This is a genomic window from Flavobacterium sp. (assembly GCF_965262375.1).
In the GTDB taxonomy this organism is placed as follows: Bacteria; Bacteroidota; Bacteroidia; order Flavobacteriales; family Flavobacteriaceae; genus Flavobacterium.
Genome location: NZ_OZ253527.1, coordinates 217945 through 230634 on the forward strand (window position 1 = coordinate 217945; position 12690 = coordinate 230634).

A 12690-nucleotide genomic window follows, 5' to 3' on the forward strand; every position below is an offset into this window, starting at 1 on the left:
ACTAATTACTAAAGTGTTCTTTCTACTTGTTTGTATGTTTATCTCAATATGTCAATGAACTTTACTCAATTTGAAGATTTTAAGATTCGTTAATTTGAAAATGATCATCATTTTCAAATTTTCAAATCAATTCATTTTCAAATCAATTTGGTGGAGAATATCGGAGTCGAACCGATGACCTCCTGCGTGCAAGGCAGGCGCTCTAGCCAGCTGAGCTAATCCCCCATTCTTAATTTAGAATTTAGAAATTAGAATTCAGAACTTTTGAATTTTCAACTTCTAGAATTTCCTTTTAAACTTAAAATTTTCTCTTTTTTTCAACTTATAACTTATAATTTATAACTCTTAAAAAGTAGTCCCGGGCAGACTCGAACTGCCGACCCCTACATTATCAGTGTAGTACTCTAACCAGCTGAGCTACGAGACTCTGTATTTTAAGCTTTTTTTGTTTTGAACTAACAGCGAGAGTAAGATTTAATTAAAAAATTGGAATTAAAAATTAAATTTAATTTCGAATCTTTAATTTTTAATTAAAATCAGCTTCTTTTTTTGTCTCTAGAAAGGAGGTGTTCCAGCCGCACCTTCCGGTACGGCTACCTTGTTACGACTTAGCCCTAGTTACCAGTTTTACCCTAGGCAGCTCCTTGCGGTCACCGACTTCAGGTACCCCCAGCTTCCATGGCTTGACGGGCGGTGTGTACAAGGCCCGGGAACGTATTCACCGCAGCATGGCTGATCTGCGATTACTAGCGAATCCAGCTTCACGGAGTCGAGTTGCAGACTCCGATCCGAACTGAGAACGGTTTTATAGATTCGCTCCTACTTGCGTAGTGGCTGCTCTCTGTACCGTCCATTGTAGCACGTGTGTAGCCCAAGGCGTAAGGGCCGTGATGATTTGACGTCATCCCCACCTTCCTCACGGTTTGCACCGGCAGTCTTGCTAGAGTTCCCGACATGACTCGCTGGCAACTAGCAACAGGGGTTGCGCTCGTTATAGGACTTAACCTGACACCTCACGGCACGAGCTGACGACAACCATGCAGCACCTTGAAAAACGTCCGAAGAAAGATCTGTTTCCAAATCTGTCGTTTCCCATTTAAGCCTTGGTAAGGTTCCTCGCGTATCATCGAATTAAACCACATGCTCCTCCGCTTGTGCGGGCCCCCGTCAATTCCTTTGAGTTTCACTCTTGCGAGCGTACTCCCCAGGTGGGATACTTATCACTTTCGCTTAGCCACTCAGATTGCTCCAAACAGCTAGTATCCATCGTTTACGGCGTGGACTACCAGGGTATCTAATCCTGTTCGCTCCCCACGCTTTCGTCCATCAGCGTCAATATACTCGTAGTAACCTGCCTTCGCAATTGGTATTCCATGTAATCTCTAAGCATTTCACCGCTACACTACATATTCTAGTTACTTCCAAGTAATTCAAGTCTTACAGTATCAATGGCCGTTCAACAGTTGAGCTGCTGGCTTTCACCACTGACTTATAAAACCGCCTACGGACCCTTTAAACCCAATGATTCCGGATAACGCTTGGATCCTCCGTATTACCGCGGCTGCTGGCACGGAGTTAGCCGATCCTTATTCTTACAGTACCGTCAAGCTCCCTCACGAGGGAGTGTTTCTTCCTGTACAAAAGCAGTTTACAATCCATAGGACCGTCATCCTGCACGCGGCATGGCTGGTTCAGACTTGCGTCCATTGACCAATATTCCTCACTGCTGCCTCCCGTAGGAGTCTGGTCCGTGTCTCAGTACCAGTGTGGGGGATCTCCCTCTCAGGACCCCTACCCATCGTTGCCTTGGTGTGCCGTTACCACACCAACTAGCTAATGGGACGCATGCTCATCTTGTACCGTTGGAACTTTAATAATCAGAAGATGCCTTCCGAAGATACTATGGGGTATTAATCCAAATTTCTCTGGGCTATCCCCCTGTACAAGGTAGATTGCATACGCGTTACGCACCCGTGCGCCGGTCTCAAAGGAGCAAGCTCCTTCTACCCCTCGACTTGCATGTGTTAAGCCTGCCGCTAGCGTTCATCCTGAGCCAGGATCAAACTCTTCATCGTATGTTTTTTATAGCTTTTCAGCTAAATGTTGTGGACAAAGAAGGCTAGGTTTTCTTACTCTCTTAAGTTTTATTTGTTTTAATATTGCTATTAAAACGTGCTGTCAATCCAATATGTCTATGAACTTTTTATTTACTTTTTTTCGCTTTTGACTTAGCGTCTTAGCGGGTGCAAAGGTAAAACTTCTTTTTTAATTTGCAAGACTTTTTTGAAAACTTTTTTTTGAAGTAAGCTTCTAAAAACATCTTAACATTATCTTAAAGAACTTCGCTGTTGCGGGTGCAAAGATACGTCCGTTTTTTTCTTTTTTCCAAAACTTTTGAAGGACTTTTTTAAAAGTTTTTTGCTATCCTTTTAAAACCAAAGAGTTAACCGTGAAATTTCTTTAAAAACCGAATATTAAACACAGAGAAACACATAAAAACACAGAGAAGCACAGATGTCACAGATTAACTTTATCTATAAACAAACACGAATGACACGAATTACACGAATTTGAAAACCGAATATTAAACACAGAGGAGCACAGAGGACACAGATTAACTTCACCCATATAAACACGAATGACATGAAGGAGCACGAATTTGAAAACCGAATTTGAAAACCGAATATTAAACACAGAGAAGCACAGAGGACACAGATTAACTTTACCTATATTAACACGAATGACACGAATGAACACGAATTTGAAAACCGTATATAAAACACAGATAAGCACAGAGGACACGGATTAACTTTATCTATAAACAAACAGGAATGACAGGAATGACACGAATTTAATTAACCGCAAATTAAACACAAATGCGCACAGAGGAAACAGATTAACTCTATCTACAAACAAACACGAATAACACGAATGACAAGAATTTTTTAAAAAACACTCCTATATATAATATATGTAATAGAACGGGGTACTTTCAAACCCACGAATACTTGCGTTAGGGATGGAAGCGGCATCCTGACGGATGGCTGAGAAGGTTCTTTTGAAACCGAAATCTTATATAGCCAGACGGCAGATACAGCGGACAGCCCGACCGGAGCTTGCGGAGGAACGCTATGAGTAGTATTCAGTGGGCAGTTGCAGGACACAGTATTTACCGATTTCATAACATTACGGTAAAAACTGTGTCTCATTACATATTTTAAGATTCAATCTCGATTTGAATCATTTCCCATTCTTCAAGAAAGGCATCCAAATCTTTTTTCTTTTTCTCATAAGCCGCAAAAAAAGAAGCGTCTTGAGACATTTTTTCATAATTCTCGGCAAGTGCTGCATCATCCTTTTGAATTTGTTTTTCAAGCTCTTGAATTTGACTCTCAACTTTTGACAACTTATTCATCAAAGCTTTCTTAGCTTTTTGTTCTTCGTAACTTAAATTCTTAACAGGAGGCTTTGATGCTGTCGCTTGAGGTTGTTCTACCTCACGTTTTTCAACTTCACGGAAATTATCCACATTGCGTTGCTCCAAGAAGAAATTAATATCTCCTAAGTATTCTTTAATTTTTTGGTCTTTGAATTCATAAACCCTATTCGCCATTCCTTGTAAGAAATCACGGTCATGCGACACCAGTAAAAGTGTCCCTTCAAATTTCTGTAAAGCCGCTTTCAAGACATTCTTTGATTTAATATCTAAGTGATTGGTAGGCTCGTCCATTAACAGGACATTTATAGGCTGTAATAACAACTTACACAACGCCAATCGGTTTCTTTCCCCTCCCGACAATACCTTTACTTTTTTCTCGACATCATCGCCTCTGAACAAAAATGCTCCCAACATGTCACGCACTTTCATTCGATTAGAATCAGTAGCCGCTTCGAGCATGGTATCTAACAACGTTTTTTCACCATCCAAATACTCGGCTTGGTTTTGAGCAAAATAACCTAATTGCACATTGTGTCCTAATTTTATACTTCCGCCGTATTTAAATTCGTTTACTATCGCTTTAATAAAAGTCGATTTTCCTTGACCATTTTGCCCCACAAAAGCAATTTTACTGCCACGCTCGACTAAAAGCGAAATATCTTTTAGAATCACTTTGTCGCCATAAGCCTTAGTCACGTGTTCAGCTTCTACGACCACTCTTCCAGGAGTAATCGAAACGGGAAACGAGATACTCATAACCGAATTATCATCCTCATCTACTTCGATGCGCTCCACTTTATCCAATTTTTTGATGAGTGACTGCGCCATAGAAGATTTGGTAGCACTATACCTGAATCTGTCGATTAATTTTTGAGTTTCCTCAATTTTCTTTTGCTGGTTCTTTTGGGTAGCCAACTGCTTTTCGCGGATTTCTTCTCTTAAAACTAAATATTCAGTATAGGGTTTATTGAAATCATAGGCTTTACCTAAAGAAATCTCAATAGTTCTATTAGTCACATTATCCAAGAACATTTTATCGTGCGATACGATAACCACTACCCCTGGGAAGGTTTTCAAGAAACTTTCCAACCAGATAATACTTTCAATATCCAAGTGATTGGTAGGCTCATCGAGTAATAAAATATCATTGGTTTGCAATAACAACTTTGCTAACTCAATACGCATACGCCATCCCCCGGAAAAAGTATCGGTTTGATTATTGAAATCTTCACGTTTAAAACCAAGTCCTAACAATACTCGTTCTGCTTGTCCTACGTAACTATATCCACCTAAGATTTCGTAACGATGTTGCAAGTCACTTAATTTTTCTATCAATTCCGTATACGAATCACTTTCGTAGTCTGTACGTGTAGCTAATTCATGATTGATTTTATCAATTTCAAACTCGGTACGCTTGATTTCCTCAAAAGCCATATAAGCTTCTTCTAAAACGGTACGTCCTTTGACAAAATCAATATCCTGACGTAAGAAACCTATCTTCACATCTTTTTCAGTAGCGATATCACCGGAGTCAGGTTTGAAGTCACCCGCTAAAATTTTGAGCATGGTTGACTTACCTGCACCATTTTTCCCAACAAGACCCACGCGGTCACCTGCACCTAGACGAAAGGTTACTTCTTCAAACAAATAGGTTCCTCCAAAAGAAATTGATAAGTTGTGTATATTTAGCATATAAATGTGACTTTAATTACATACTCAAAAGCGTAAAAAAACTACCTTTGAGAAAATTTTTTGCAAATGTTAAAAAAAGGATTGAAAATCAATAGCATTTTAACAGGAAGTTGTCCTCGATGCCATCAAGAAAGTATGTATACAGGCAAAAACTTGTATCATCCGAGTTATACTATCAAAATGAATGAAAAGTGTAGTCATTGCGGTTTACACTATGTTATGGAACCTTCTTTCTTTTACGGTTCAATGTATGTAAGTTACGCAGTAGGTGTTGCTTTTGGAGTCGCTTCATTTATAATTTTCTATTTTTTCTTAAAAACAAATCTAAAAACAGCTTTCATTGGAATTTGCTTGACATTATTACTCGCAATGCCATTAATCATGCGGATATCAAGAAACATATGGATTAATTTTTTTGTTTCTTATGATAAAAACTGGAAATCCATATTAAAAAAATAAGTGCTTTAGCACTTATTTTTTTATACCAAAACGTTTATCAAAACGACGGATAGTTATATTTGGATCTAAATCATTTTTAGACTCAATACTTTCAAACAAACCATTAGCTAACCAAGGTCCTAACATAACACCACGAGTTCCTAAACCATTCAATATATGTAATTGTTTATATAGATGATGTGTCCCCAGTAGTGGTCTTCTATCATTAACTGTAGGTCGAACCCCTGCAAAGTGCTTCACAATTTCAAATTCACAATCAATAAGTTCCTTCAAATTATCAATTAACTCATTCTTCCCTTCTTCCGTGGGCAGATCTGTTTTATCTTCCCAGTTATAAGTTGCACCAACTTTAAACAAATCATTTCCAATTGGTAAAATAAAAATACTTGATTTTAAAACAACGTCAAGATTCAATAGAGGTGCTTTGATAATCAACAATTCACCTTTTGTACCATCAAGTGGTAAATAATTAAAAAAAGGATTATTTCTCAAACCAAACCCCTCAGCAAATACAACCTGTTTGTAAGAAATATCGTTGTAAACAACAAAATCCGATTCGATAGCCAATTGATTATAAACAAATGTCTCATTCAAAAAGGCATTTTCAGATTTAAGGTAATTGATATAAGCATCCATCAGTATTGAAATTTCAACATATCCTGTATGAAACACCTGTCCAAACCCAAAATTCGAAGTTATCGACTGATACGTTTTATGAATAATCTCTGTAGATAAAAAAGAACTAAGACTAGGTTTATCACAAGCTACAAACCAATTATTTTGTTCTTCTACAGAAGCAAATTTTCTAAGTACAGGTAACTCATACAAAAATTGAGTCTGTAATTTACGCTCAATTTCTTTAAGAAAAGGTATACTAAAATCTAACTGTAATTTTGCATTCCATACTTCACTAAAACGCTTTAAAATAACTGGATTGTATAAACCACCTGCAATTCGAGACGAATTAGTAGAATAATCATCCACTAAAACAACAGTTCTCCCATTTTGTCTTGCTATTTCAGCAAAACTTATTCCTGCAATACCTGCACCAACAATCAAAAAATCTATCATAATACAAAAATAAAAAACTCCAGCCGAATGCCTGGAGTTTTTTATAAAATTGGAGAAATTTACAATTAATATGTCCACATATCTTGTTCGAAATCACGGATTTTGTCACGAACTTTCTGTGCTTCAATCAATTGCATCAATGAATTATCTTTCATATATTTTGCAATATCTCTGTCATTATACACGTTTTCTTCTTTGTAAATAACAGAATTGAATCTTCTTGAATTTAATAATCTATCAAAAGAGATAGGCATTGATGAATTCTTTTCATTAAAAGCCTTATAATCATGTAGTACTGCTCTTGCATCAGGATAAAAAACCCAGAATAGTTCAACATAATCTTTTTCTTCTTCCGATTTACCCATAGTATAAACATCTGGTATTACTGGACAAATACCTAAGATACGGTAACGCAAATCAGATTGTCTTTTATCAAAATACCACAAGCCCACTATTTTGTAATCTGATACATCTATAGAAGCTAAATCAGTTTTATTGATATATTCAGGAGAAATAAACTTTGAAGCTGGAACAACTTTCGTTTCAACCCCCACTTTTTTACGTTTTTTCCCTGTACCTTCATATACAGGCACTTCTACAGTACGACTTCTATAAGCATTAATATCTGAGTTCATCTCTTCACGACCAGCATCAGTTGTATCAATCTTAGTTAAAGAAGCATTAATATCTTTTAATGTTTTCTTTTCTCTAAAATAACTATCACCATACACTTCCGTGATTTTTCCTGACTTAATCCCTTTTACCAATACATCATATAAAGAACGTCTATCAGGACCAATACTCACTGTATCTATTGGGTAATATAATGGAAAATTAATACGCTCATCAAGATCGATTATTTCCCAAACTTTTTTAGACATCAAAATATCGCGATCATCTACATAACCATATTCCAATGGTTTATCATTATCCTTAGACAATTGAGCTGCAGACTTAATCCCTATATCTTGAGGCTTTTTTGCATTCAATAAGTTTGATTGTGCGAAAGTTGCAAAACTCCCACTAACAAAAACTGCTAATAATAAATTTCTCCAATTCATATTTTACTATTTGAGGCGTTTAAAATTTAAACGAAATTTAATATTTATTATTGTACTTCATAAGTACAAGATGAAACACGTTTAGCAACTTGATCAATACCAGAGAAACTAGCTTTGATTTCAGAAATTACTACCACATCTCCTCTTTGTGCTTTCTGGATAGCAGCTTTAGCTCTTGCATCCATTTTGCTACCAGAAACAACTATTGTAGGTTGTCCAGGTACTTTAACATTGAACTGTGTTACGTTTACAGAAACTGGGAAATCGAAATCTTCCATAACTGCTGAAATTGTACACATTTCTAAGTTAGATTTAGAACCTTTAGCAGATACCTCTCCACGAATTTTACCAGTTGGTGCAGGTAAACCTTTAATACGGAATTCTTTTTTATCAGAAACCACTTTACCATCAGGTAACTTAGCACTTACATTAATCATAACTGAAGCACCACCTCCAGGGTTTAAGATGTACTTACCATTTCCAGTTTTTGACATACCCGGTGCAGATGCATTTACATTATTATCTGCTACTCCAGCGAATGAAATTGAAATTGGGTTAGGAACACCACGGTAAACCACGTTCATTTTATCAGCAGAGATAGTCGCTGAATTAGGACGAGGAACAACTACATATTTACCAGCAAATTTCAATGGAATCGTTTTACCATCTTCTAAGAACGTAAATTGACCATTAATATTTTGCTCGCCAACACCACCAGCTGTAGTAGAAATAATCGCTTGACCATTTTCTAAACGTCCAGGTCCTTGGAAAGATGTAGGTTTTGTATTTTCATCATAACGACCTAAAACTACTTTACCTTTTACGGCTTCACCTTGGAAATATGCATTTTTCTCTAATACAACAATAGCTTGATAATTGCTGTAAGAAGCAGCTTGAACTGCAGCTTTACCTAAAGCAGCACTAATTACATCTGATTCTGCTTTTTTAGCATCATTTTGCCAAGCTGATAATTTTGCTAAAGATGCAATTGCAGGGAAACCTTTAAAATGATAATCTAAATATTTCACTTTAATTCCCTCTTTATTAGCAACGTCAGACAAGTCAAATTTACCTGTTACTTCGTTTAAGATAGCAGCATACTTCTTTTCAGACCCTAAAGCCGATTTCATATCATTTTTATAAGCTTCGATAGCAGCAATTACTTCTTTTCCGCGAGCGGCATATCCTTCACCCTGAAATAATTTATTATCTAAATTATCTGCTTTATCCATAGATTCGTAAGGTAATTTACCATTTTCAGGCTCAATTCCTTGTACTACATCAGCTTTAAGACCAGCAACAAAGTCAAAAAACTTTTTAGTTGCCGCTTCAACTTTATGAGCTGTAATTGCAGCGGTTGCGAATTCACCTTTAGCTTCAGAAGCTTTTTGATCTAAAGACATTAACATTTGCTCATTAGTAGCTTTTGAAGAATCATTAGCTCCTTCAAATTTTTCGTTCATCAAGCCAAAAGCTGATAAAACTTCCTTACCCATGTTCATTGCTAACATTGCGATGAAAACCAAATACATTAGGTTAATCATCTTCTGTCTAGGGGTTAATTTTCCTCCTGCCATAAATTTCTTTTTAGTTTATAAGTTAAAAAATAGTAAAGAAAATGGCTGATTAACCTCTATTGCTCATTGCTGATAACATACCACCATAAACTGAATTTAAAGTAGCGATATTAGCAGTCATTGATTGCATTTGTTCTTTTAATTTAGCTGCATTATCTGCAATTTCTTTATTAGCTTCAGCGTTACGAGTAGCACTGTCTAATTGAGATGTATATAATTTATTTAAAGATTCCATGTTGTTTGCAGCAGCTAACATTTCATCTGCATATTTTTTCTGACCTGCTAAAGCATCAACTGTAGGAGCCATATTTTTAGCAGCACCTTCAAAATTTTTGATACTATTACCTAAACTAGCCATTAAGTCACCATCAATTTTAGCCTCTTTTAACATTGCGTCTAATTTTTGAGACAATAAACCTTGCGCTTCTACTGGTTCTTCTTTCTTAGCTTTTTTAGCTGTAGGTTGGCCTCCTGCTAACTCAGGATACACCAAAGTCCAGTCTAATTCATCTTCTACAGGTTCAAATGCTGATAACGCGAAGATTAATGCTTCCGTAACAAGACCTACTGTTAACATCAAAGTACCTGTTAAAGGACCAATTTGAAAGTGCGTAATTTTAAATAACGCTCCAATGATTACAACAGCCGCTCCCATACCGTAAGCGAAATTCATAGTTTTTTTGCTTAATAGTGCCATAATAAATAAATTTAGTTAAGTTAATAATTTTCGATTGGTAATTAATTTTGGTTTATTTTTTTGCGTTGCCAGTCACATCAGTTCCCATATAATCTTGAATAGTACGGAAACCTATATAACTTCTAGCTGAATCAGCATATTCGAAATCACGAGTACTTACTTGTAAGAAATAAGCAACATCTTTCCATGATCCTCCACGAGTAACTTTACGCATATTTTTCTGATCAGACACATTTGGATTCATAGTTGACAAGAACTCATAAGCTGTAGGATCGTATGAAGAATCAGTCCATTCAGCTACGTTACCTGCCATATTATACAACCCATAATCATTAGGCTCGTAAGCATCTACCTCTACTGTATATAAAGCTTGATCAGCGGCATAATCACCACGTGACGGTTTAAAGTTTGCTAAATAACATCCTCTGTCATTCTTAGCGTATGGCCCACCCCAAGGAAAAGTTCCTGACTCTAGACCTCCACGAGCTGCATATTCCCATTCAGCTTCTGTCGGTAAACGATAAGCATTTACATTATCTCTATGCGATTTTTTTCTAGCCCCATTGTGATATAAAGTTCTCCATGCACAAAATGCTTTTGCTTGTTTCCAAGAAACACCTACTACTGGATAATCACCATACGCTTGATGCCAAAAATAATCATTGTGCATTGGCTCATTGTATGAGTAAGCAAAATCTTTAATCCAAACTGTAGTATCAGGATAGATAGTTACTTTTTCTTGTTTGATAAAATCAGTTCTTTTACCCACTTTTGCTTTTGCAGCTGCTTGAATATCCATCCAAGAATATTTAAACTCTAATTTTTCAGAACGCAATGTTCTTAATCCATTATAAGCTTCAGCAGTAGGAATGTATAACGAGTCCATAACTTCTGCATAATATGCATCTGGATACTCGCTGGTTTTCCATTTTAAAGGAATTTTTTTATTCAATTTTCTACCTGCGTAAGGATCATCACCTGTTCCTACACTGTAGTAATTGTCATACATATACTTATCATACACGGTCATTTTAGTGGTATCTGCATCTAAAAATGCATAATCACCAATACTACCACCTTTTTTAGATGATTTTTTATCGTCATTTTTCTGACCTAACTCATCAGCAGCGATTGCCAATTTAGTTCTCACAATAGAATCACGTACCCAGTGAACGAACTGACGATATTCACTGTTAGAGATTTCAGTTTCATCCATATAAAATGAACGTACTGTTACTGTTTTAGTAGGCGCATCTTGAACATTTGCCAAGTCATCATCAGATTTACCCATGATGAAAGAACCTCCGGGAACTAAAGTCATTCCGTATGGCTTTTCTGAGTGCCATGCTTTTCCTTTAACACCTACAAGCTGACCATTATCTTTGGAACCGCAGCTGTATATAAACGGAACAAGAACTGCTAATAAAACGAACTTCTTCATATAAATTTGGGTTATGTATGTATTCATTCCTCTTTTAAGATTGTAAACCTATCTATTTATTTTTAAAATTGCAAAAAAATATCAAAAAAAAAGACCGAGAAAAATTTCTACAAAAGATTTTTCCTTTGTGCTTTCCACCATCTTTCAGGTACTACGCCCGCACAGGCCTCTAAATAATCCTCATATGTACAAGGTAGTAACGTAGCTTTTTTTAGTTTATTGTGACTATTCGACAAAAATGGTATTTCTATCCACCAGCGTTCTGTTTTGTCACTTTTATAAAAAATCAATTCTTCTTCTTGAGCAACGATGTATTTAATAAAATTACTCTTAGTCCCAAAAGGATACTCATTAGAACGATAATGAAATCCTTCTATAAAATACCAAATGACTTGTGCAATTAAAACCGCTTCTGCTTGTGAATTATTATGATTAAAAATTCCAAAGCTGGTTACCTTATCACTGATACCCGCATAACGCGAAAATGTACAAATTTCCTTACCAGAAAATCCATTAGGCATAAAGGTAATAAAATTTCCTGAATTAGCACTCATTACAGAACGCATATCTATAGAAACTAAATCGGCATCCCTAAAAACGGGTTCTGTTATGGTAGGGTTACTAGCCACTTCCCCCAATCGATACGCATCAAAATATAGTTTTTCGACTAAATCAATTTCTTCTTGTGCATTGAAATACGTTTGATAACCGATATTACTATAATTGAACAAATTATTAGGCTCATCGACTATCATTTTCATCAAATAAGAGTCAGCTAAACTTGAATGTTCTCGCGCAAAATCAAATTTATAATCTACCGAAACCACATTAACCATTTGCTCTAGCTTATCGTAGCCACGATACATGGCATAGGTTAAATCCTGTGAACCGCCAATTACAATAGGAATTATATTTTGCTTGACCAATTGAGCAACAGCTTCTTTCAAAACAAAATAGGTATCCTCAATCGATTCACCCGCAACTATATCACCTAAATCGACTATTGAAGCATTCCAATTCCCTGGAAACAATTTATAAAACTCTTTCCGAACCGAATCTAAATCAACCGTTACATTATCTTGTTCTGCACCTCTTACCTCTAGCACACCTATAATAGCAAGCTTTACCTCTTCTAATTTCGGAAATGCCTCTTCGGTATGAAACACCACCTTTTTAGCCAAACAAGCTTCTGACTGATTCTGTAAATCAATCATCAAATCGACATCAATAGGGCGCAAAAAATCAAACACCAT

8 protein-coding genes, 2 tRNA genes and 1 rRNA gene are annotated in these 12690 nt (G+C 36.2%); 1 reads left to right on the plus strand and 10 read right to left on the minus strand.

All coding sequences use genetic code 11. From position 1 onward, the window contains the following. Positions 1-148 precede the first annotated feature (148 nt). The 4 genes from ACQY29_RS01015 to ACQY29_RS01030 form a co-directional block, all read right to left on the minus strand. Positions 149-225 (minus strand) — tRNA-Ala (locus ACQY29_RS01015). Between the two features lie 128 nt (positions 226-353). Then, positions 354-427, minus strand: a tRNA-Ile gene (locus ACQY29_RS01020). 132 nt (positions 428-559) lie between these two features. Then, positions 560-2075 (minus strand): 16S ribosomal RNA (locus ACQY29_RS01025). 1142 nt (positions 2076-3217) lie between these two features. Next, a complete protein-coding gene (locus ACQY29_RS01030; RefSeq protein ID WP_428223411.1) occupies positions 3218-5131 on the minus strand; it encodes an ABC-F family ATP-binding cassette domain-containing protein in 1914 nt (637 codons plus the stop codon). A gap of 66 nt (positions 5132-5197) precedes the next feature. Between ACQY29_RS01030 and ACQY29_RS01035 the strand changes: the two genes are divergently transcribed. After that, complete coding sequence (locus ACQY29_RS01035; protein ID WP_428223412.1) at positions 5198-5590, plus strand: DUF983 domain-containing protein; 393 nt, start codon at positions 5198-5200, stop codon at positions 5588-5590. A 12-nt stretch (positions 5591-5602) separates the two neighbouring features. Here ACQY29_RS01035 and ACQY29_RS01040 read toward each other — a convergent pair whose 3' ends face one another. The 6 genes from ACQY29_RS01040 to ACQY29_RS01065 all read right to left on the minus strand — a co-directional run bounded on the left by ACQY29_RS01040 (position 5603) and on the right by ACQY29_RS01065 (position 12690). Continuing rightward, on the minus strand, positions 5603-6661 hold the full coding sequence (locus tag ACQY29_RS01040; protein ID WP_428223413.1) for an NAD(P)/FAD-dependent oxidoreductase: 1059 nt from the start codon (positions 6659-6661) through the stop codon (positions 5603-5605). A 65-nt stretch (positions 6662-6726) separates the two neighbouring features. Then, on the minus strand, positions 6727-7722 hold the full coding sequence (gldN, locus tag ACQY29_RS01045; protein ID WP_428223414.1) for a gliding motility protein GldN: 996 nt from the start codon (positions 7720-7722) through the stop codon (positions 6727-6729). Between the two features lie 47 nt (positions 7723-7769). Next, positions 7770-9299, minus strand: coding sequence for a gliding motility protein GldM (gene gldM, locus ACQY29_RS01050; protein ID WP_428223415.1), 1530 nt, complete (start codon positions 9297-9299; stop codon positions 7770-7772). Between the two features lie 49 nt (positions 9300-9348). Continuing rightward, a complete protein-coding gene (gldL, locus tag ACQY29_RS01055) occupies positions 9349-9996 on the minus strand; it encodes a gliding motility protein GldL (protein ID WP_428223416.1) in 648 nt (215 codons plus the stop codon). A gap of 52 nt (positions 9997-10048) precedes the next feature. Further along, on the minus strand, positions 10049-11437 hold the full coding sequence (gldK, locus tag ACQY29_RS01060) for a gliding motility lipoprotein GldK (protein WP_428223417.1): 1389 nt from the start codon (positions 11435-11437) through the stop codon (positions 10049-10051). Positions 11438-11544: 107 nt separating this feature from the next. Further along, a complete protein-coding gene (locus ACQY29_RS01065) occupies positions 11545-12690 on the minus strand; it encodes a formimidoylglutamase (protein WP_428225856.1) in 1146 nt (381 codons plus the stop codon).